We start from the raw sequence: 20,608 nt of genomic DNA, 5'->3' as shown, positions 1-20,608 counted from the left end.
GCTGGTTCCCGGTGCCGGTCGCGGGCATACCTGCGGGGGCCGGCTGTCTGTCATATGCGGGCACATCCGTGCGGGCCCCGGGCGGCCGTGACCACCCGGGGCACGGTGGGAGGGACGGCCCGGCGGGGGTGGCCCGGCGGGGGTGGCCCGGTGGGGGGTGGCCCGGTGGGGGGGGGTGGCCCGGCGGGGGGTGGCCCGGTGGGGGGTGTGGTGGTTGTCGTGTTCCGTGCCCCGGGCGGGGGGTCTACTGCGGGGGGTTGCCGTGCTTGCGGGAGGGCAGGGCGGCGTGTTTGTTGCGGAGCATGGCGAGGGAGGTGATCAGGACCTCGCGGGTCCGGGCGGGGTCGATGACGTCGTCGACCAGTCCGCGTTCGGCGGCGTAGTAGGGGTGCATGAGTTCGCTCCTGTACTCCTCGACCATGCGGGCGCGTGCCGCGGCGGGGTCCGGGGCGGCGGCGATCTGCCGGCGGAAGATGACGTTGGCGGCGCCCTCGGCACCCATCACGGCGATCTCGTTGGTGGGCCAGGCGTAGGTGAGGTCGGCTCCGATGGACTGGGAGTCCATGACGATGTACGCGCCGCCGTACGCCTTGCGCAGGACGAGGGAGATACGGGGGACGGTGGCGTTGCAGTACGCGTAGAGGAGTTTGGCGCCGTGGCGGATGATCCCGCCGTGTTCCTGGTCGACGCCGGGCAGGAAGCCGGGGACGTCGAGGAGGGTGATGACGGGGATGTTGAAGGCGTCGCAGAACTGGACGAAGCGGGCCGCTTTCTCGGAGGCGCCGATGTCCAGGACCCCGGCCAGCGACTGCGGCTGGTTGGCGACGATACCGACGGTGTGCCCGTCGAGGCGGGCCAGGGCGCAGACGATGTTGCGGGCCCAGCGTTCGTGGACCTCGAGGTAGTCGCCGTCGTCGACGATCTCCTCGATGACCTTCGTCATGTCGTAGGGGCGGTTGCCGTCGGCGGGCACGAGGTCGAGCAGGGTCTCGCCGCGCCGGCCGGCGGGGTCGCGGGCCGGCTGGGCGGGCGGGTCCTGGCGGTTGTTGGAGGGCAGCATCGACAGGAGGTAGCGGACCTCGGCGATGCAGGTCTCCTCGTCGTCGTACGCGAAGTGCGCGACGCCCGAGGTCCCGGCGTGGACGTCGGCGCCGCCGAGCCCGTTCTGGGTGATCTCCTCACCGGTGACGGCCTTGACGACGTCCGGGCCGGTGATGAACATCTGCGAGGTCCCGCGGACCATGAACACGAAGTCGGTCAGGGCGGGGCTGTAGGCGGCGCCGCCCGCGCACGGGCCGAGCATCACGCTGATCTGCGGGATGACGCCCGAGGCCCTCGTGTTGCGGCGGAAGATCCCGCCGTAGCCGGCGAGCGCGCTGACGCCCTCCTGGATACGGGCGCCTGCGCCGTCGTTCAGCGAGACCAGCGGGGCACCCGCCGCGATGGCCATGTCCATGATCTTGTGGATCTTCGTGGCGTGGGCCTCGCCCAGCGCACCGCCGAAGATCCGGAAGTCGTGCGCGAAGGCGAAGACGGTCCGGCCGTCCACGAGCCCCCAGCCGGTGACGACACCGTCGGTGTAGGGCTTCTTGTCCTCCAGGCCGAAGCCGGTGGCCCGGTGCCGGCGCAGCTGCTCGACCTCGTGGAAGGTGCCCTCGTCGAAGAGGAGCGCCAGCCGCTGGCGCACGGTCAGTTTCCCCTTGGCGTGCTGGGCCCGGGTCGCTTCCTCGCTCGGTCCGCCGCGGGCCAGTTCGCGCAGGGCGTGCAGCTCCACGACACGGCCCCGGACATCGGCCGGGACGGGGGCCGGGGCCGGGGCCGGGGCGGGGGTGTGGGCCGGGGTTGGGGTCTGGGCGGGGGCCTGAGCCGGAGCCTGGGCGGGAACTGGGGCCGGACCTGCGGCGGGGGCCGGGGCAGGAACCGGGGCCGCGGCGGGGGCGGATGCCTGAGCCGGGGCAGGAACCGGGGCCAGGGCGGGGACCGCGGCAGGGGCCGGGCCTGCGGCGGGGGCTGGAGCCGGGGCAGGGGCGGGGGCGGATGCCTGAGCCGAAGCAGGGGCGGGGGCAGCGGGAGGGGCGGGGGCCGGAGCAGGGCCCGCGGCGGGGCGCGGGGCCGCGTCGGGGGCCGGAGCCCGGGCGGGGACCGCGGCAGGGGCCGGGCCTGCGGCGGGGGCCGGGGCAGGAACCGAGGCCGCGGCGGGAGCGGATGCCTGAGCCGGGGCAGGGGCCGGGGCTGGAGCCGGGGCAGCGGCAGCGGCAGGAGGCTGGGCGGGGACTGGCGCCGGGCCTGCGGCGGGGGCCGGAGCAGGAACCGGGGCGGATGCCTGAGCCGGGGCAGGGGCCGGGGCAGGGGCTGGAGCCGGGGCGGGGGCGGATGCCTGAGCCGAAGCCGGGGCGGAAGCCGGGGCAGCGGCAGGGGCCGGGGCGGGGGTGTGGGTGGGGGTCTGGGGGTCGATCGCTGTCGTCATGTCGTCCTCCTCACTGCCAGCTGATCGGGGCGTCGTAGCGGTCCATGTGCCGCCACCACCGCGAACCGGCGGCCGGCCGCCGGTTCGCCGGTGGGTCCGCCCGGCCGGCACGCAGCGCGAACAGCACCACGGTGAGCGCGGCCAGTTCCTCGTCGGTCGCCTGCCCCCGTTCGATGTTCAGCGCGACCCCGGGACTGTCCGGACCGTTCATCTCACCCTCCCGTGACTCCCAAGTGGACCGCGCGGAACCCCGCGGGCCCACCCAGGGAACGACAGGACCCTTGCGGGGTACTACGCGGCCCCTATGCGGGCGCCGCCCGACGGCACGGCGCCCCGCCGGGCGGCGCCTCCCGGACCTCCCGCAGACCCACGTCCGGGTGAAGACGGCCGGACACCCCCCACCAGGCGGCCCGGCCGGGCAGGACACCTGCGACCAGCGGCTCCCGGGCCGGGCGGCCCCGCCCCGGCCCCCGAAGACCGGGCCGGGGCGGTCTGCAGGTGACCGCCCCCGCCCCGCCCCGTGCGCCATCCTGGCCCCGCCCGGGGAACCCGGGCACCGGCGAACGAGAAGGCGCAACGGCATGAGCACGGCACGGCAGTCCGCCGCCCGGCTGATCGACGAGAGCCTGGGATTCCTGTTTCCCGCGGCGCTGCGCGCCGCGGCCGCCGTGGGGGTGGCCGACCACCTGGCGGACGGTGCCGAGAGCGTCGAACGGCTCGCCGCGGCGACCGGCACCGACACCCGCAACCTCGGCCGGGTCCCGCGGCTCCTCGCCACCCGCGGGGTGGTCGAGGAGACGGACGAAGGGCGTTCCCGGCTGACCACGACCGGCCGAACCCTGCACTCCGACGCCCCCACTCCGCCCGCGCCGCGGTCCTCATACTGACCGACCCCACCATGTGGCGGCCCGCCGGGGAGACGACCCGCTGCCTGACCGACGGGGGCCCCGCCCTCACCGGGATCTTCGGGACACCGTTCTTCGACCACTTCGCCCGCGACGCGGAAACCGCCGCCGTCTTCCACGTCAGCATGACCGCCATGTCGGACCCCGAGAACCGGCCCGTCGCCACCGCCTACGACTTCCCGTCCGACGGCACCGTCATCGATGTCGGCGGCGGCCACGGCGGCCTGCTCACCGAAGTACTCCGCCGCCGGCCCGGCCTGCGCCAAATCCTCCACGACCGCGAACACGACCTGGCCGGCCACCGCCCGGGCCACCCGGACTGACATCACCGGCCGCTGGACGCTGCCACACGGCGACTTCTTCTCGTCCGTACCGGCGGGAGACCTCTACCTCCTCAAACGGATCCTCCACGACTGGAACGACGACGACTCGGCCACGATCCTGCACAACTGCCGACGGTCCATGACACCCGGCGGCCGCGTCCTCGTCATCGACGCCGTCGTACCACCCGGGAACCTGCCCCACCAGTCCAAGACCACGGACCTGATGATGACGGCCTCCCTCACCGGAAAGGAACGCACAGCAAAGGACTTCACCCCCGGCTCTTCACAGCGGCCGGACTGCACCTGCGACGCATCGCGCCGACACCGACCATGCTGTCCGTCCTCGAGGCAGTGAGCACCACCTGACACCCAGAACACCACCACCCCACCAAAACCCCGCCACCGAAACCCCCACCCCCCGGACACCCCGGCACCGGGACACCCGCCCCCGGGCACACTGGGCACCCGAAACCCGAACACCCTGGGCACCCAGCCCCCATGACCCCCGGCACCCGGCACTCGGGGCATCCGGGCCCCTGGGCACCCCCGGCATCCGAGCGCCCTGGCCACTCCGGCACCGTGGCACCCAGCCCCCGGAGCACCCGGCACCCCGACCCCCGGGCACCGTGGCATCCGGGCATACGGCCGGTAGACGCCGCCGACCGCCCGGGCGTCGATCCCCGCCTGACCGTGGACACCGGCCGCCCCAGAACCCGCGGGTCCCGGTCCGGGGCATCGGTCCGGGAAAAGCGCGTATGGCGGCCGGCCGCTTCGGGTTTACTCGCGTACATGAACGAACGGACGTCCCCCATACAGAACACCGGCCTGCTGACCGGCCGCACCGTGATGATCACCGGAGCATCCAGCGGCATCGGCGAGGCCGCAGCCCGGCTGTTCGCCTCCGAGGGCGCGGCCGTCGTCCTCATGGCCCGCCGCGAGGACCGGCTGGAAACCCTGGCCCGGGAGATCACGGCAACCGGCGGCCGGGCCGCCCACAGCACCGGCGACGTGACACGGGCCCACGACGTCGAACGCGCCGTCACCACCGCCCTCGAGCACTTCGGTGGCCTCGACGGCGCCTTCAACAACGCCGGTTACGCCGGCTCCGTCTTCGGCCGGACCCACGAACTCCCCGAAGAGGACTTCGACCACGTCATGGACATCAACGTACGCGGGACATGGAACTGCCTGCGCCACCAGATCCCCGCCATGCTCACACGCGGACACGGAGCGATCGTGAACACCGCGAGTTCCGCAGGACTCATCGCCACCGGCGCCCCCTCCCCCTACATCGCCGCCAAACACGCCGTACTCGGCCTCACCAAAGCCACAGCCGCCGAATACGGAGACCACAACATCCGAGTCAACTCCCTGATCGTAGGCACCACCCGCACCGAAATGATCAACACCGCCATCGAGAAAGACCCCACCCCCGAAGAAACATTCATCACCCGCCAGATCCAAAAACGCATGGCCGAACCACACGAAATAGCCCACGCAGCCCTCTGGCTACTCAGCGACCACGCCTCCTTCGCCACCGGCAGCCACATCGCAGTCGACGGCGGCATCCTCGCCACATAAAACACCCCAAACAACGACACCCACACACACAGCCCCACGACCCCGCCCACGGACCGACCCGCAATCACCACGGACCGGCCCCACCGACGACCGACCAACCGGCACCCACGTGGGGTGTCAGGCGCGGGGGTCGACCAGGATCTTGACGGCCGTCTCGTTGTGGTGGATCAGGGTGTCGAAACCCTGGGTGACGAGGTCGTCCAGGCCGATGGTCCTGGTGATGAACGGGGCCAGGTCCACGCGGCCCTCCCGTACGAGTTCGATGGTCTGCGGGTGGGAGTTGACGTAGGCGATGGTGCCGCGCAGGTCGATCTCCTTGAGGACGAGTTTCTGCATGTCGAGCGAGGCGGGTTTGCCCCAGATCGAGATGACGGTGATGACGCCGCCGGGCCGGACGGCATCCATCAGGGTGTCGAGGACGGCGTTGACGGAGGTGGCCTCGTAGGCGACGTCCGCTCCCCTGCCGTCGGTGAGGCGGCGCACCTCTTCGGTGACGTCGGTGGTGGCGGGGTCGATGACGTGGTCGGCGACCCCGGTGTCCAGGGCCTTCTGCCGGCGCAGCGAGCTGAGTTCGGTGACCGCGACGCGGATGCCCATGGCCTTGAGTACCGCGCAGGTGAGCAGGCCGATGGGGCCGGCGCCGCCGACGAGGGCGAAGTCGCCGGTCTTCGCGCCCGACCGCTGGAAGGCGTGGTAACCGACCGAGAGCGGTTCGATGAGTGCTGCCTGGTCGAGAGGGACGTCGCCGACGGGGTGGACCCAGCGGCGTTCGACGACGATCTTCTCCGCGAGCCCGCCGCCCCGGCCGCCGAGTCCGATGAAGTTCATGTCGGGCGAGAGGTGGTAGGTCGGGTTGTTCTCGCTGGTGTCGACGTCCGGGCGCAGGATGTAGGGCTCCACGACAACGCGGTCGCCCGGCTCCAGATCATCGACGCCCTCGCCGACCGCGTAGACCGTGCCCGACATCTCGTGGCCGAGCGTGACGGGCGCGGATTCGCCGGAGACCGGATGCGGATGACCGGCCGGCGGGACAAAGATCGGCCCGTCGAGGTACTCGTGCAGGTCAGTACCACAGATCCCGCAATACGCAACGTCGATCCCCACCGTACCTGGCAGAACGGCAGGCACCGGCACATCCTCGATACGGATATCACCACGGTCGTAATAACGTGCAGCCTTCACCAGGAATCACTCCTTCAACTGTGCACCACCCCCACCCCACCGAGGTGTCCACACCCCTGGATCAACGGTACGGTCCCGCCCGCCCGGCCGCACGCCGTGGCAGCGCACAGGCCAGAGCACGGGCCACGGGCGAGAGGGTGCCCGGGTACGGGGCTCTGCTGCGGGGTCACAGCCAGCCGCGACGGCTGGCCTGGACACCGAGCTGGAAACGGGTCTTGGCACCGAGCATCTCCTGCAGACGGGCGATGCGCCGGGCCACGGTACGCTCGCTCACCTTGAACTCACGGGCGATCGACTCATCGGTCAGCCCCGCACTGAGACAGCTCAGCAACTGCCGCTCCTCCGGGCCCGCCCCGCTCGTGACGGCCGCCCCCACCGGCGGAAGCGGAACAGCGAGCTGCCAGTACGACTCGAACACGCCCACCAAACCGTCCAAGAGCCCCGACTGCTGCACGACCACACTGTGATGCCCCACACGGTTCGGAGCAGCGACGGACACCACCGCGAACCGGTCGTCACAGACCAGGAGATTCAGCGCGACATCCGGGAACACCCGGGCCCGCTCCCCCCGTGCGACACACGCGTGCGCCACGTCCAACGCCCTCGGATCCTGCAGGACATCGACGCTGTAGACCACCCGGTAGTCAACCCCCCGCCCCAACGCGTCCCACACCCCCGGACCCACCTCCGGCAACCGTTCACCCCCACCCACCGGCCCGATCGACAACGCGCGCACCTCGGACACAGCCCCCTCGTGCACCCACGACTGAACCTCCCCACGTCGCTCGGAAGTATCGACCACCTCCACATAACCCGACCCCACCGTGTGATCGAGCCAGTACCGCGACAGAGCCACAGCACTCTCGTACGCGACCCTCGCCTCACGCGCACGCCGCTCCGCAACCGCCTCCAACGCCGCCCGGGGCGGCTGCGCCACCAACCTGCCCCCCACACACGACACCAACCCGATCGCACCCAGCTCGGCAACCGCGTCCCACAACGCACCCGCCGACACCCCCACCAGCCTCGACCCCGACCCAGGCCCCGTTTCAGGCCCAGGCGCCCCGACGAGCTCGTCCGCGGTCCGCGGCCCCCGCTCCACCAACGCGAGATAAACAGCCTCCGCACCTGCGGACAGACCAAGATCCTGCAACGGACGCACCGTACGCATATCCCCCCGAACCCGGCGGCACCCCACGGCACCACTCCCCCGACCCGCCCCTTGCCCGGGGCCGTCGCCCTACCAGAGACCACCAACCGGACGCCCGGGGAGCACCCCTCCGATCACCCCGAACGACACAGCAAGCGGCACAAATGAAAAACACCCCCACCAACACCAGTGCACACGTGTGGGGGGGGTGGGGGCGGCGGACATGCCCGCGACCGGGAACAGCCGCGGACAGCAGGGGGACGTCCGGCCACCGCGCCCGCACAGACGGCAAGTGGGGGAAGCCGTCGGGCATTCCGCCCGTGCGGGACCAGTGCGACAGCGCCGGCGGAACAGTGCCGGTACAGGACAGCCGGGTCAGACAGCCCGGAAACTGTAGAGAGCACCCTTACTCACCCAGGAATGAAACCCCAGAGAAGGCTCACTGTGCACCGGAGTACCCGAACAATCCGCACTCCGGAAGAACTCCACCCGCCGATCCGTCATATTCATATCGGCCAGCACACCGAACGGCACATTCACACAACCCCCATTCAAACCCTCATACAAAACCCACCGCCCCGTAAAAGCCCCCTCCCACACGCACAAACTCCCCACGGCCCCGCACTCCGACACATCCACCCCGACCGACACACCGGGAGCAGACGGGCCGGGAGCCGCCGACGCAGTGCCCGACACCCCGCCCAGCAACACCCCACACATCACCGCGACACCAGCAACAACCCGCCTCAGCCCCTGAACGCGCATCCTTCACTCCTCACAACAACACACAACCGGAGAACGAACGCCGCCAAGCCTCACCTCAACCCCACGCTTAATCAAGACACCAAACTCACCCATAAAGAACAGGACCAGAACACCGCGCACCGATTACCCACACCAACGCCCGCGAACCACACACAAATCCGGAACCACCCAAACCAGGTCTCAATTCATTCGACAGCGCCAAGCAGCGCAAACCGTACGACGACGCTCTTGCCCGGCCCGTCGGCGGCGGGGACGGTCCGTACGTCGCCGCAGTAGTCGTGCGCGAGAGCCGTCACCACCGCGAGCCCCTGCCGGGGCGCGAGACCGGTCAGGGGCACTGGGCGCGGGTCCCTGTCCCGGACGGTGATCGTGAGGAGGTAGCCCTCCAGGACCAGGCCGACACGCACATCCGGCGAACAGCCCGCGTGGAGCACCGCGTTGGAGACGAGTTCGGCCACCACCCGCAGCGCCGCGCCGAAGAGCGCGGAGCCCGGCACGAACCCGGCCCCGGCCAGCCATCGCCCACTGCGGTTCCGGGCCACCCGTACCGACCCGCGGACCGGCGGCAGGTCCCAGAAAAGACTGGTGCGGGGCGCGGGCAGACACGGCATCACGCCCACCCCGCCCCGGTGCCCCAGCGCAGCAGCCGGTCCCCCGTGCCCCTCATGCCTGTCCCCCGTCCCCTCGCCGCCGGCCGGGCGCCGGTTGGGCGAAGTCACCAATTGCAGAACTCTGCAGACGTAACGGCGACAGCCGACCGACCGGTCACGGCACCGGAGTGCGTGGTCGGATGTTCGAGGTGCGGTGACCAGGTGCGCTCAGGGCGTCGGTGGCCGGTCCTCCGGGTGGGGCAGCAGGGGGAACAGACGGGTGATGAGGGCGACCGGCCGGGCGTCACCGGGCCGGGCCAGGGGGCGCTGCTCGCGGTCCCGGTAGGGCGCCAGTGCCTGCCGGACCGCGTCCGCGACCCGGCCCATCTCCTCTGGTGTCAGATAGGCGACCTCACTGAATGCCTCGTCGTGGCGCCAGCGGGGCGGCACGGTCTCCCGCCGGTCCAGCCACCGCTGCCAGCTCTCGTCCTCCAGCCCCCGGGCCAGATCACCGAAGCCGCCACCGTTGCCGTCGGGGTCCGGGGTGTCCGGGGCTTCCCGTCGCAATCGCCAGGGGCGTGCTCGACCCCCGGTATGCGGGGCCTCCTCGATGTGCCCGTGCCGGGCGAGCTGGCGGAGGTGGAACGAGCAGAGGCCGGAACTGTGGCCCAGCCGGGCGGCGGCCTCGGTCGCCGTGGCCGTGCCGACTTCGGCGAGCAGGGCGAGCAGGGCCGTGCGGACTTCGTGCTCGGGCAACACCGCGTCGGCGCGAACGCTCCGGCCGGTCGAAGCGTTCGGAGCGTTCTGATCATCCACTGTCACTTTGCAAAGTCTGCTACTTTGCAAAGCAGTTGGCAAGCGGTGTCCCCTGCCCGAGCCGCCGTCCCCCGTGAGGGTCCTGCGCCTCTCCTGCGGTGTGCGCGGGAAGGGCGGTGTACGAGAAGAGGAGTCGGCCATGTCTGTCCGCCCCGAGCGTTTCCGTCCCGACGACCGGCGTGTCCGCGTGCAGGGCCACCCCGTCGACACGTATCCGGTGCTGCCGCCGGAGGCGGGGCGGGGTTCGTTCCGCAGGGTCACGGTGACGGGCGAGGAGGTTCTCGGGCGCCCGTGCCAGGAGGTGACCGGGTTCGGGACGCCGGAGCTGTCCACGCTGATCGACGACATGTTCCTGACCATGCACGTGGCCGAGGGGGCAGGGCTGGCGGCCAATCAGGTCGGGGTCGGGCTGCGGTTGTTCGTGTACGACTGTCTGGACGACCATGGAGTCCGCCACGTCGGCCATGTCTTCAACCCGGTCCTGGACCTGCACGGTCCGGACGGCCGCCGGCTGGTCGAGGAGTACGAGGGCTGCCTGTCCGTGCCCGGCGCGGCCAAGGTGGTCCCCCGCACCGACCGAGCCGTGGTCCGCGGGTTCGACAAGGACGGGGCCCCTCTCGTCGTCGAGGGGACGGGGTACTTCGCCCGGTGCCTGCAGCACGAGACCGACCATCTCTTCGGGCACACCTACCTCGACCGCCTCTCCCGGCGGGACCGGAAGGACGCGCTGCGACAGATGATGGACCGCCAGGACGAGGTCTTCGTCGGGCGGACGGAGCGGCTGGCCCGACTGGTACGGGGCTGACCCGCTCCCCGGCAGCCGCTTATCCGCCACCGGTGGCCCGGCCCCTGCCCCGTGCCCGACTCCGCCACCCCCGTGCTATGCAAGGGCGATGATCTCTCCCCCGACCGCCCCCGGGCCCTTCGACGCGGTGCTGTGCGACCTCGACAATGTGATCCGCTTCTACGACACGTCGGCGCTGACCCGTCTGGAACGCGAGGCCGGGCTCCCGCAGGGCACGACCGAGCAGGTGGCGTACGCTCCGGAGCTCGACCTGCCGCTGCTCCTCGGCACGATCACCGAGGAGCAGTGGGTGGATTCCGTCGCGGCCCGTCTCGCGCAACGGATACCGGAGGGCCGGGCGCGCGGGCTGGCCACAGCACTGGCCGGGGCCCCGTTCCGGGCCGACGGTGTCGTGGTGGGCCTGCTGCGCCGCGTACGGGAGCACCTTCCCCTGGTACTGGTGACCAACGCGACCGTGCGGCTGGAGGAGGACCTGACGGCCATGGGCCTGGCAGGGCTCGCACACCACGTCGTCAGCAGTGCCCGGGTGGGGGTGGCCAAACCGGACCGGCGGATCTACGAGATCGCGGCCCTGCGGGCGGGGGCCCACCCGGACCGGTGCCTGTTCGTGGACGACCGGTCGGAGAACGTCCGGGCCGCGGCGGCGCTGGGGATGACCGGCCTCCACTACCGCAAACCGGCCGACCTGCACGGACCACTGGGCTACCTCCTGGGCATCTGCCCCGGCCTCTCCGGGGCACCCGGGAGAGGCCGACAATGAGAGGCGGCGGCTCAGGAACGGCCGCAGGGCGAGGAAGAGGTGCGGGCGGAGATGACGAGGGACGCGGACGGGTTCTCCCCGTCGCCGCTGCTGGACTCCACCGTCCGGGTGGTGCACACCTGGGCCGACGACCCCGCCCTGGCTGCGCACCGCCTCGACGGTCTGCTGCGGGCGGCGACACCGGCCGAGCTGATGCGCCTCGAATCGGGCTACCGCGGCCGACACTACGGTCTCGGCTTCCTCGGAGGCGTCTCGTCACCAGACCTGACGGGGGACGGCACCGTTCCCGGGAACCATGCCCTGGCGGTGGCGGCCCTGATGTCGTTCGACCGTTCCGGATATCTGCGCGAGGCCGGTGTCGCCCGGCTCGCGCAGGCACCCGAAGAGGATTCCTTCCCCATTCCGTTCCTCCTGCTGCGCCTCAACGACCCGGTCGGACACGTGCGGGACCTCGCGCGGGACGCGGTGACCGCCCGGCTGGGCCCCGGGCACGTGGGGCTCCTCGTCGAGCTGCTGCCGTTCCTGGACAAGCTGCGCGGACGCCACAGGGCCGGCCGCCTGCTGACCGTGGTGGAGGATCTTCTGCTGCGGTCCGGCACGCAGGCGATGTGGGAGGGCGTACGGTCGGGTGACGCCCCGCTCCGGGCGTCGTGTCTGCGCTGGCTGGCCCGCACCGATCCCGTCCCGGCCGTCACCGCCGCCTTCGCGACCCGGGACCCGGCCCTGTGGCAGTGGGCCGCCCGCACGGCCACGTCCAAGCGGCTCGCACCGGCCGATCAGGACGCGGTCCTGCCCTGCCTGGAGCACAGCAGCAGCCCCCGCATCCGTCTGCGGGGGCTGCGGGCCCGGGCCCGCCGGGCGGACGGGGAACCGCATCTGCGCCGGTCCATGCTCGACAAGGACGCCCGGGCCCGCCACCACGCCCGCGCCGCCCTGTACACCCTCGGGCATACGGACCTGGCACCGCAGGTCTACCGCGACGCGCTCAAGGCCGCCTCCCCGCCCGACGCGGTCCTCATCGGCGCCCTGGGCGGGTTGTCCGACCTCGGGACGGCCGACGACGTGCCCCGGGTCGTCGACCTCCTCGCCCACCCCAGGGTGCTCGTACGCGCGGAAGCATGGCGCACCCTGGGCATCCTGGACCCCCGGGAACTGGAGCGCAGGGCCGCCCTGCTGACCGGCGACCCCGGCGGCAGGGTGCGGCGCCACCTCCCGGCCCGCCCGAACGGCGTTGGCGTTACCGGGCCTTGATGGTGGCGAGCTGGGCGAGCAGCAGGACCAGGCGGTACGCCTCGGCGAAGTCGGCCGCGGTGAAGGCGACGGTGCGGCCGTCCCCGGTACGCGAGACACCGGGCACGAGGACGGCGAGGTCGACGGTGACCGGCGAATAGAGGTCGACCTCGACGTCCAGCGGTCCGGTGAGGGCGAGCGGGAGGACCTGGGCGCGGCGTGCGAGGGCTTCGGCGGCCGTACGGCGCAGGAGTTCCCGGGCCTCCTCGGGGTGGAGGGTGACGGCGGCGGCCTGGCCGAGGGCTTCCTTGACCGCGACGGTGGCCGCGGCGGGGACCAGGTCGCGTAGTTCGGCGCAGGCGCGGTCGTCGCCGCTGAGCAGGACGACCGGGGCGCCGAGGTGGCCGGCCATGGCGGTGTTGAGACCGATCTCGCCCATGGAGCGCCCGGCGACGCGCACGTCGAGGATGCCGTCGTTCATGGTGTGGGCGAGGACGGCCGGGCCGCCGCCGGAGCGGGCGTGGTAGCCGATGAGGAGAACCGCGTCGGTGTGTTCGTCGAGGCCGCCGAGCATGCCCAGCGGGCGCGGTTTGCCCCGGACGAGCCGGGCGCGCCGGTCGAGTTGTTCGGGCAGCAGATTGCGGAACGGGCCGTGTGCGTCGGCGACCCGCACCGTGGCGGTGGGTTCGGCGTCCAGGACGCCGGCGATCACGCTGTTCGCTTCGGCCGTCATCAGTGCGCGGCCGCGTTCGTAGTCGTAGGCGTCCGGGTTGGTCTCGGTGGGGTGCACGACCCCTGAGACGCCCTCCATGTCGACGGAGATCAGCACGTTCGTCATGCCGGGAGCCTATGTGCGTGCCCGCGTACGCGGGGCCGGTCAGGGGTTTCGGGGCAGGCGGATCACCGCCGAGCCGCGCTCCAGGTCCACCTCGGTGCGGTGGGGCGGGGCACCGTCCTCCTCGTCGTCCCGCAGGACCAGGGCCGTCTGCCGTTCCTTGAGTTCGTTCTGCTTGCCCGCCGAGAAGGTGGCGTGCAGCTGCTCGAAGCCGGTCGCGGAGACCTGCCCCTGGCGGGCGCCGTTGCGCCAGGGCAACAGCCCGGCCCGGCCCGCCCGCAGGAGCACCTGGTCCACCAGGGCGAGCGCGGTGAGCAGCAGGACCAGCCCCGGCAGTGTCATGAAGACGAGGAATCCCATCGGGCCAGTATCACCGCCCCTCCCCCGCCGGGCGAAGACGTGCTCGGGCTGGGTACGGGGTTCCCGCTGGACCCGGCCGGGGTGGCCGTTCCACCGGCCGGGTCCACACGGCGGCCGGAAGGCCCGCGCGGGAAGCGGCGGTCGCAACCGTCTCCCCGTGCGTCGGCTCAATGGTCCTTCCCGGTCATCCTGCTGATCAGGGGTGGAGGTTGTCGTCGTGGGCGATCTCCTGGATCTCGGCGCGGTCGAAGGCGGGGGCCTGGCTGCTGCGGTGGAACATGTCCCGCTCGTACGCGGTGAGCGCGGCCTCGGTGTCGCCGGGGTGGGCGGCGGCGAGGGTCCGGCCGAGTTCGGCGCCGTCGATCAGGGCGAGGTTGGCGCCTTCGCCGTTGGGGGCCGCGAGGTGGGCGGCATCGCCGAGCAGGGTCACCCCGGGAACTCGGTCCCACCGGGTGCCCCGTGACGGGGATGCCGTGGAGGTGCAGGACGCGGGCCAGGACGGGTCCGCCGAGTCCCGCGCCGATGACCGTGACGTGTGTGTGCATGGTTCCTTCGGTATCGGACCGCCGGTGGAGGGGCGGCCGTCTTCGAAGGTGCCGGGCCCCGCCGACGAACCTCCGACGGATCGCCGACCACAACCCGACAGCTCCGACGGCCGACCGACAAGCCGCCGACAGCAGTCCGACGTCCGGCTGTCGGCATGCTTTTCCTCTCCTACGCAGGGTCCGCGCAGCGGGGGCAGCTCGAACGGGAAAGCCTGTCCGTGGTGCCTCTACCGACCGCCTCCCACCAGTTGCAGGCTGAATCACTTTCCCGGGCGGAATCCGTGGCCGTGATCAAGCAGCGCGGCATCGTCCCCGTACGCGACTCCAAGCACCCCGCCGCCACGGCACCGAACGTGCCGACCGCGTCGTTCGCCTCCTTCGTGGCCGGAGTGAAGGCCGAGGACTTCGACACCGTCCGAGGCGCCCGTTCTCTGGCACGCTGTCCGGGTGGAAGAGGACGGCTGGTACTACGACAACGGCGAGGAACTGCCCGGAGCCCCGGCGGCGGGCGACGTGGAGCACAGGGCGGTCGTGGAACGGGTCTACGGACTGGCCTGGCGGAGGTTCACGCCTGCGGACTGGGAAACGCTGCGACAGATATACGAGGGGCTGCCCGGCTGGCAGCTGCTGTCCGGCGACGGCGCGCGTTGGTTCTCAGCGACGGAGGACCGGGACCCTCATCTGTGGGCTTCGGTCGAGCCCTCGGGACTCCAGGTCGCCGGGGTGCTGACGCGGGGCCTCTGGCGGGAATGGGACGCCCGATTCCGCCACGAGGTCATCGGTCGGGACCTGCCCCGGTACATCTGCGCGTGAGGGCTGTGCATCGGTGGTTCCCCCGTCTTCACTCGGGTGGTTGATGTCCGGTCAGGTGGCGCCGCCGTCGACGGGGATGCAGGCGCCGGTGATGCCGGAGCCGGTGCGGGAGGCCAGGAGCAGGACGGCGGCGGCGACCTCCTCGGGGCGGGTGAGGCGGCCGGTGGCGGTGCGGTCGGTGAAGTGGCGGACCAGGCCGGGACCCGCGAGGTGCTCGAAACGGTCGTGGTGGCTGCTGTGGGAAGCCTGCCCGGTGGGCGGGGCGGTCTCCACGGCACCGGGGCACACGCAGTTGGCGGTGATGCCGTACGGGCCGGTCTCCTTGGCGAGGACGCGGGTGAACCCGATCAGGGCGTGCTGGGCGGCGGCGTAGGCGCACAGGCCGGGATCGGGGTCGCGGCCCTCGACGGAGGAGATGGTGATGACGCGGCCGAAGCGCTGCGGGATCAGGTGGGTCAGGGCGTGGCGGGTGGTGTAGAGGACCGGGTCGAGGTTGCGGGCGAGGGTGTGGTGCCAGGTTTCGTCGGTGGTTTCGGTGACGGGGGTGGGGGCGGGGGCGCCGCCGACGTTGTTGACGACGATGTCGAGGTGTCCGTAGCGCTCGACCGTTTCGTCGACGGCGCGTTCGGCGTCGGCCCGGTCGGTGGCGTCGGCCACGCACAGGGCGATGTCGTCGCCGGGGCCGAGGCGGGCGAGGGCGGTGCGGCCGCTGTCCCGGGAGCGGCCGGTGATGAGGACGCGGGCGCCGTGGGCGTGGAGGGTGTGGGCGATGGCCAGGCCGGTTCCCCGGGTGCCGCCGGTGATCAGTGCCGTCCTGCCGGTGAGGTCCATCGGGTCTCCCGTCGTGGGCGGGGCGGGGGCTGGTGGAGGGCGAGGGTGACCGTGTGGGGCGCTCCGGGCAGGGTCAAGGGGATCAACTGCCAGCCGCGCGGCGTCGTGTCGTGACCGATGCGGGCCAGGCAGAGGCGGGGACGCAGGGCGATCTCGGTGTCGACGAGTGCCCGTAGGAGGGACCAGCCCAGGGTCTTGGCGACGGCTTGCCGGGCCGTCCAGAGCGTGAGGAACTCCTCCCTGCGCAGGGCCACGGGTCGGCCGGGGGCCGCGGTGTCCTCCCCGGGCCGGAGCGCGGACCGCAGCAGGTGCGGTGGGGGCATGGAGACGAGGTGCTCGATGCCGATACCGATGCGGGTGGTGTCCCGGGGAGACGGGAGCAGGGCGGCGACGGTCACGGGGCCGCAGTGGGCGGCGGCCAGGCGCAGGGGCAGCAGGTTCTGTCCCGGGGCGAGTTCGGGCCGGCCGAGAGGGTCGCGGACCACGGTGACGGAGGTGACGGGGCGTGCCTGGCGGAAGGCGACGGCGTGGCGCAGCAGGGTCCGGCCGGGCAGCGGGCGGCCGTGCGGGGCGACGTACCACCAGAGATCGACGGGGCCCGCCGCGGCGGGTATCCGGCGATGGCGGGCACCGGTGAGGGTGTGCGCGGGCGGGGTCACGGGGTGTCGATCCGGGTGCGGGCGGCGGTTCGGGACGCACGTCCGCCGGGAGGACGGGGGTTCTGCCCCGGGGGCAGAACGGCACGGCACTCGGCCAAGGCGACTCCTCTGCGCAGGGTGTGGTGCACGGCGGTTTCCGGGAAGGCCCGGGCCCGGGAGGGCAGTGCGGGGTGGCCCCGTTCCATGGCGCGTGGACGGGGGCAGCGGCGCGCACTGTCGGATCCAGCGGCACAGGACCAGGAGGGAGCGGAGCGGGGCGCTGTGCCGACCGGGGCATGGTGCCAGGACGAGGAGAAAGGGACGTGTGTGGGGCCACCCCGCACACGCACAGTCAACGTACGGTTCGGCGGTGCCCGTGGTCATCACCCACACGGATGACAAAGAAGCGCCCGGAACCGGAGCACCACCACCCTGTACGCGGGCGCAGGAGCGGGGGCGCCCGGTGCGCCCGAGCCGGTGCGCCCCGGGCGCGGCGGGAATGACGCCCAACGGCCGCGGCCCCCGCCCGGACAACCCCGTTGCAGAGCGGGGGTGTTGCTCATGGTTTCGGGAGATCCGGGCGGGGCCGTCCCCCCTCCGGGGGTGCGGGTGGAGGATGGGCGGCGGCCAGCAGTCTGCCGGCCAGGGCACGGCAGCGGTCGCCCAGGTCCGGCGGATCGAGTACCTGGAACTCGTGTCCGAGCAGAAGGACATGCAGGATCACGGAGTCCAGGTCGGCCGCACCGCTGACCACCTCGCAGCGTTCCTCGCCCCGCGGGTGCACCACGGCCGCCGACACCGGGACCTGCGCACGGACCGTCGCGGCGGGGGCGTGCACCAGGAAACGGGCCCGGTGCGGGTAGACGCGGCTCACGACGCCCTCCTGCACGTAGGACGCCGCGTCAGGAGCGGGGCGCGGGACGAAGCGCCAGGTCCGGGCGGTCACCCCGGACATCCGGTCGACGCGGAAGGTGCGCCAGCCATCACGGTCGAGATCCCACGCCAGCAGGTACCAGCGCCGGTCGGAGGCGACCAAGCGGTAGGGCTCGACACGGCGCGCGGTCACTCCGGCCCTGGACGGATAGTCGAAACCGGCCTCGGTCCGGTCGCGGCATGCCCGGGCCAGCGTCATGAGCGCCTCGGGATCGGCCGGGGCGCGCCCCTGGCCGAAGGACTCCACCGACACGGTCAGCGCCCGTACCTCCTCGCGCAGCCGGGCGGGCAGGACCTGGTCGAGTTTGGTCAGCGCACGCAGCGCCGCATCACCTCCCCCTCTCCCTTCCCTGCCCCCGGCTCCGGTCCCGGCAGTGTCCGTGGTGGCGGGGTTCTCCGCGCCGAGAAGCAGACAGACGGCGGTCGCGATCGCCTCCTCGTCGTCGAGAAGGAGAGGTGGGAGCTGTTGTCCGGGGCCCAGGCTGTACCCGCCCCGGACCCCCAGGGCGGCGTGTACGGGGTAGCCGAGTGTGCGCAGTCGTCCGATGTCGCGCCGCACGGTGCGCGGGGTGGTGTGGAGCCGCGCGGCCAGTTCGGGGCCGGTCCAGGTGTTCTGCTGCTGGAGCAGGCCGAGGAGGGCGAGCACCCGTTCCGTCGTCCCTCGCTCGGGGCTGTCGGTCGCGTCCATGCGGATCACTCTGCCAGGAAAAGCGGACCGGTTCTGTCCTTTTTCGATGTCAAGGTGTTCCTGGTCCTCCCGCCGGCACGGTCCTGTGCCGGCGGGCAAGTTCGCTGTGAACGGAGTTCTCCGATGAGCCGTGACATCCAGGTCACTTTCGATGCCCGTGACCCGCGTGCGCTGTCGTGCTTCTGGCGCGACGTGCTGGGTTACGTCCACCCGGGGCCGCCCGGGGTGGAGGTGCCCGAGGGCGGTGACCCGCTGGCGGCGTGGGACACCTTCCTTGCCGGGATCGGGGTACCGCAGGAGCAGCGCAACGCGCGGTCGGCGATCGAGGACCCGCGGGGGCTCGGTCCCCGGGTGTTCTTCCAGCGGGTGCCGGAGGGCAAGGAGGCCAAGAACCGGGTCCATCTCGATGTCCGTGCGGCACCGGGGCTGGCCGGCGGCGAGCGGATGGCGGCGCTGGAGGCCGAGTGCGCCCGGCTCGTGGCCCTGGGGGCCAGCCGGGTGCGTCGTGACGAACCCGCTCCCCCGCTGAGCGCCGGGTTCATCGTGATGGCCGATCCCGAGGGCAACGAGTTCTGTCTGGACTGATCCGCCCCGGGGGTCAGCGGGGTTCCGGGCGGGGGCGGGCGGCCTGGAACTCGGCCGCGGTGATGCCGAGCAGGACGACGTCGTGGTAGGTGCCCGCGATGAACTCGTGCCGGCGCAGCCGTGCCTCCTCGGAGAATCCCAGTGCGCGGTGCAGGGCGAGGGAGGCGTCGTTGAAGGCGTAGACCTCCACTTCGCACTTGTGGCAGCGCTGTTCGGTGAACATGTGGGCCAGGACCAGGCACACCGCTTCGGTGGCGTAGCCCTTGCGGCGGTGTCCACGGGCGATCTCGATGCCGGTCATGAACCGGCCGGCGCGGGTGTCGGTGTGGGCGACGGTCACCGATCCGGCGAAGTCCTGGTCGTCGAGTGTCTCGACGACCAGGCGGAACGTGTCGCCTCCCGGCGGGCGCAGGGCCCGTTCGGTGGTCCAGGCGCGGAATCCGGCGGCGGAGCGCGGGGGGTCGACGGGGCCGGCGGCGCGGGCGTCGTCGGTGTCGCGGGCCAGGTCCCGGAAGCCCTCCCAGTCCTCGGGCTCGACCCCGCGCAGGCGTATCCGTTCGCCCACCCATCCATCGCCCGTACCGTGGGTGCGGTCCATCGTTCTCCCCGTCCGTGTGGAGCCCCTCGTGCGCGTGGACGGGGGCGCGTGTGTTCCCGGTCGTGCGGCCGGGAGGGGTCAGCGGAGTTCCTGGATGCGGACCAGGTTGCCCGCTGGGTCGCGGAAGGCGCAGTCGCGCATGCCGTAGGGCTGTTCGGTGGGTTCCTGGACGACTTCGGCGCCGCGCGACTCGACCTGTCCGAAGACGGTGTCGAGGTCGTGGGTGGCCAGCAGGATCCAGCCGTAGGTCCCCTTGGCCATCATCTCGGCGATGGTGCGGCGTTCGTCCTCGGTGATGCCGGGATCGGCGGCCGGCGGGGCCAGAAGGATCGATGTGCCGGGCTGACCGGCGGGACCGACCGTGATCCAGCGCATCCGGCCCTGGCCGACGTCGTTGCGGACCTCGAATCCGAGGACGTCGCGGTAGAAGACGAGGGACTGCTCCGGATCGTCATGCGGGAGAACGCTCGTGTGGATGGTGATGTCCATGGCGATCATGCTAAGGACTGCCTCTCGTCCCGCGCGCCGGACACCACGCACGACATATGACGGACCACCGGACATGGACGGCAAACGGTGGGCGGAAGCGACCGTGCCGGTCCGCGTCGGCCCGGCACACCCAGGGTGGCGAGACCCAGATCACATCCAGGGTTGTCACATCGGGGCGGCCCGTCCCGTCACAGGAGTGAGGACACGGACACACACGAAGGAGCACGACGATGGACGCCCGAATCGACTACTTCACCGACCCGACCATCAGCAAGGCCCTGAAGCACGTCACCGCGGTGGGCAGGATCCTCAGGCAGTCGCCGCTTCCCGCGGCGGTGCAGGAACTCGTCGCGCTGCGGGTGAGCCAGATCAACGGCTGCGCCTTCTGCATCGACATGCACACCAAGGAAGCCGCCGCTGCCGGCGAAACCCCGGTACGACTGAACCTGGTCGCCGCGTGGCGGGAGGCCACCGTCTTCACCGAAGCCGAGCGGGCCGCACTCGAACTGGCGGAACAAGGCACCCGCATCGCGGACGGGGCCGACGGAGTCACCGACGCCGTGTGGGCGAAGGCGGCCGCGCACTACGATCAGGAGCAGCTCGCCGCCCTCGTCCTCCTGGTGTCCTTCATGGGCACGGTCAACCGGCTGAACGTCCTCTCCCGTCAGCCGGCCGGTTCCTACGAACCCGGCCAGCTCCACTGAGACGGGTTCGCCCAC

At 72.0% G+C, this 20,608-nt stretch carries 23 protein-coding genes and 2 pseudogenes; 11 read left to right on the top strand and 14 right to left on the bottom strand.

Annotated elements, in window-relative coordinates; all coding sequences use genetic code 11:
• Positions 1–244: 244 nt before the first annotated feature.
• Complete coding sequence (locus ACF08W_RS20280) at positions 245–1,774, bottom strand: acyl-CoA carboxylase subunit beta (protein WP_392280062.1); 1,530 nt, start codon at positions 1,772–1,774, stop codon at positions 245–247.
• A gap of 703 nt (positions 1,775–2,477) precedes the next feature.
• Positions 2,478–2,678 carry an acyl-CoA carboxylase subunit epsilon gene (locus ACF08W_RS20275; RefSeq protein ID WP_392280061.1) on the bottom strand — a complete coding sequence of 67 codons (201 nt, stop codon included), beginning with the start codon at positions 2,676–2,678 and terminating at the stop codon, positions 2,478–2,480.
• Positions 2,679–3,048: 370 nt separating this feature from the next.
• On the opposite strand from ACF08W_RS20275, the gene ACF08W_RS20270 reads away from it, so the two are divergent.
• The 4 genes from ACF08W_RS20270 (at position 3,049) to ACF08W_RS20255 (ending at position 5,276) form a co-directional block, all read left to right on the top strand.
• Positions 3,049–3,354 (top strand): hypothetical protein, encoded by a 306-nt coding sequence (locus tag ACF08W_RS20270; protein WP_392280060.1) that lies wholly within the window; start codon positions 3,049–3,051, stop codon positions 3,352–3,354.
• A gap of 11 nt (positions 3,355–3,365) precedes the next feature.
• Positions 3,366–3,695: a methyltransferase gene (locus ACF08W_RS20265; protein WP_392280059.1), complete on the top strand. Its 330-nt coding sequence runs from the start codon at positions 3,366–3,368 to the stop codon at positions 3,693–3,695.
• A 1-nt stretch (position 3,696) separates the two neighbouring features.
• On the top strand, positions 3,697–4,050 hold the full coding sequence (locus tag ACF08W_RS20260; RefSeq protein ID WP_392280113.1) for a methyltransferase: 354 nt from the start codon (positions 3,697–3,699) through the stop codon (positions 4,048–4,050).
• Between the two features lie 434 nt (positions 4,051–4,484).
• A complete protein-coding gene (locus ACF08W_RS20255) occupies positions 4,485–5,276 on the top strand; it encodes an SDR family NAD(P)-dependent oxidoreductase (protein WP_392280058.1) in 792 nt (263 codons plus the stop codon).
• Between the two features lie 117 nt (positions 5,277–5,393).
• Here ACF08W_RS20255 and ACF08W_RS20250 read toward each other — a convergent pair whose 3' ends face one another.
• The 4 genes from ACF08W_RS20250 to ACF08W_RS20235 all read right to left on the bottom strand — a co-directional run bounded on the left by ACF08W_RS20250 (position 5,394) and on the right by ACF08W_RS20235 (position 9,785).
• The gene (locus ACF08W_RS20250) at positions 5,394–6,404 is read right to left on the bottom strand and encodes a 2,3-butanediol dehydrogenase (RefSeq protein WP_385213185.1); all 1,011 of its coding nucleotides are present in this window, start codon (positions 6,402–6,404) and stop codon (positions 5,394–5,396) included.
• Positions 6,405–6,624: 220 nt separating this feature from the next.
• Positions 6,625–7,203 carry a helix-turn-helix transcriptional regulator gene (locus ACF08W_RS20245; RefSeq protein WP_352281256.1) on the bottom strand — a complete coding sequence of 193 codons (579 nt, stop codon included), beginning with the start codon at positions 7,201–7,203 and terminating at the stop codon, positions 6,625–6,627.
• Between the two features lie 1,355 nt (positions 7,204–8,558).
• Entirely contained in the window at positions 8,559–8,984 is a 426-nt protein-coding gene (locus tag ACF08W_RS20240) for an ATP-binding protein (RefSeq protein ID WP_392280057.1), read from the bottom strand.
• A gap of 207 nt (positions 8,985–9,191) precedes the next feature.
• Complete coding sequence (locus tag ACF08W_RS20235) at positions 9,192–9,785, bottom strand: ArsR family transcriptional regulator (protein ID WP_392280056.1); 594 nt, start codon at positions 9,783–9,785, stop codon at positions 9,192–9,194.
• Between the two features lie 133 nt (positions 9,786–9,918).
• Here ACF08W_RS20235 and def point away from each other — a divergent pair, with 133 nt between their 5' ends.
• The 3 genes from def (at position 9,919) to ACF08W_RS20220 (ending at position 12,595) form a co-directional block, all read left to right on the top strand.
• Positions 9,919–10,584 (top strand): peptide deformylase, encoded by a 666-nt coding sequence (gene def, locus ACF08W_RS20230; protein WP_392280055.1) that lies wholly within the window; start codon positions 9,919–9,921, stop codon positions 10,582–10,584.
• Between the two features lie 88 nt (positions 10,585–10,672).
• Complete coding sequence (locus ACF08W_RS20225) at positions 10,673–11,344, top strand: HAD family hydrolase (RefSeq protein ID WP_392280054.1); 672 nt, start codon at positions 10,673–10,675, stop codon at positions 11,342–11,344.
• A 51-nt stretch (positions 11,345–11,395) separates the two neighbouring features.
• Positions 11,396–12,595: a HEAT repeat domain-containing protein gene (locus ACF08W_RS20220; RefSeq protein WP_392280053.1), complete on the top strand. Its 1,200-nt coding sequence runs from the start codon at positions 11,396–11,398 to the stop codon at positions 12,593–12,595.
• On the opposite strand, the gene ACF08W_RS20215 is transcribed toward ACF08W_RS20220, so the two are convergent.
• The 3 genes and pseudogenes from ACF08W_RS20215 to ACF08W_RS20205 all read right to left on the bottom strand — a co-directional run.
• A complete protein-coding gene (locus tag ACF08W_RS20215) occupies positions 12,582–13,412 on the bottom strand; it encodes a M55 family metallopeptidase (RefSeq protein WP_392280052.1) in 831 nt (276 codons plus the stop codon). The genes ACF08W_RS20220 and ACF08W_RS20215 overlap by 14 nt on opposite strands.
• A 39-nt stretch (positions 13,413–13,451) precedes the next feature.
• On the bottom strand, positions 13,452–13,769 hold the full coding sequence (locus tag ACF08W_RS20210; protein WP_385213202.1) for a DUF6191 domain-containing protein: 318 nt from the start codon (positions 13,767–13,769) through the stop codon (positions 13,452–13,454).
• Positions 13,770–13,965: 196 nt separating this feature from the next.
• Positions 13,966–14,220: pseudogene (locus tag ACF08W_RS20205) on the bottom strand (FAD-dependent oxidoreductase); the annotation flags it as partial.
• Positions 14,221–14,469: 249 nt separating this feature from the next.
• Between ACF08W_RS20205 and ACF08W_RS20200 the strand changes: the two are divergent.
• Both ACF08W_RS20200 and ACF08W_RS20195 read left to right on the top strand, forming a co-directional pair.
• Positions 14,470–14,697: pseudogene (locus ACF08W_RS20200) on the top strand (DUF397 domain-containing protein); the annotation flags it as partial.
• Positions 14,698–14,761: 64 nt separating this feature from the next.
• On the top strand, positions 14,762–15,127 hold the full coding sequence (locus tag ACF08W_RS20195; protein WP_392280114.1) for a hypothetical protein: 366 nt from the start codon (positions 14,762–14,764) through the stop codon (positions 15,125–15,127).
• Positions 15,128–15,178: 51 nt separating this feature from the next.
• On the opposite strand, the gene ACF08W_RS20190 is transcribed toward ACF08W_RS20195, so the two are convergent.
• The 3 genes from ACF08W_RS20190 to ACF08W_RS20180 form a co-directional block, all read right to left on the bottom strand.
• Positions 15,179–15,958, bottom strand: coding sequence for an SDR family NAD(P)-dependent oxidoreductase (locus tag ACF08W_RS20190; protein ID WP_392280051.1), 780 nt, complete (start codon positions 15,956–15,958; stop codon positions 15,179–15,181).
• Positions 15,931–16,617 carry a 4'-phosphopantetheinyl transferase family protein gene (locus ACF08W_RS20185; RefSeq protein ID WP_392280050.1) on the bottom strand — a complete coding sequence of 229 codons (687 nt, stop codon included), beginning with the start codon at positions 16,615–16,617 and terminating at the stop codon, positions 15,931–15,933. The genes ACF08W_RS20190 and ACF08W_RS20185 overlap by 28 nt, the downstream gene beginning before the upstream one ends.
• A gap of 538 nt (positions 16,618–17,155) precedes the next feature.
• On the bottom strand, positions 17,156–18,217 hold the full coding sequence (locus ACF08W_RS20180) for a helix-turn-helix transcriptional regulator (protein WP_392280049.1): 1,062 nt from the start codon (positions 18,215–18,217) through the stop codon (positions 17,156–17,158).
• Between the two features lie 123 nt (positions 18,218–18,340).
• Between ACF08W_RS20180 and ACF08W_RS20175 the strand changes: the two genes are divergently transcribed.
• Positions 18,341–18,802 (top strand): VOC family protein, encoded by a 462-nt coding sequence (locus tag ACF08W_RS20175; RefSeq protein WP_392280048.1) that lies wholly within the window; start codon positions 18,341–18,343, stop codon positions 18,800–18,802.
• Positions 18,803–18,815: 13 nt separating this feature from the next.
• On the opposite strand, the gene ACF08W_RS20170 is transcribed toward ACF08W_RS20175, so the two are convergent.
• Positions 18,816–19,400, bottom strand: a complete 585-nt coding sequence (locus ACF08W_RS20170) for a GNAT family N-acetyltransferase (protein ID WP_392280047.1) — start codon at positions 19,398–19,400, stop codon at positions 18,816–18,818.
• Positions 19,401–19,478: 78 nt separating this feature from the next.
• Positions 19,479–19,889, bottom strand: a complete 411-nt coding sequence (locus ACF08W_RS20165) for a VOC family protein (RefSeq protein WP_385213221.1) — start codon at positions 19,887–19,889, stop codon at positions 19,479–19,481.
• A 230-nt stretch (positions 19,890–20,119) separates the two neighbouring features.
• On the opposite strand from ACF08W_RS20165, the gene ACF08W_RS20160 reads away from it, so the two are divergent.
• Positions 20,120–20,593 carry a carboxymuconolactone decarboxylase family protein gene (locus tag ACF08W_RS20160; protein ID WP_385213225.1) on the top strand — a complete coding sequence of 158 codons (474 nt, stop codon included), beginning with the start codon at positions 20,120–20,122 and terminating at the stop codon, positions 20,591–20,593.
• Positions 20,594–20,608: the final 15 nt, after the last annotated feature.

Source organism: Streptomyces sp. NPDC015144 (genome assembly GCF_043079735.1).
GTDB lineage: Bacteria > Actinomycetota > Actinomycetes > Streptomycetales > Streptomycetaceae > Streptomyces.
The sequence above is the reverse complement of the archived record's forward strand: the minus strand, read 5'-3'. Positions and strand labels throughout refer to the sequence as shown.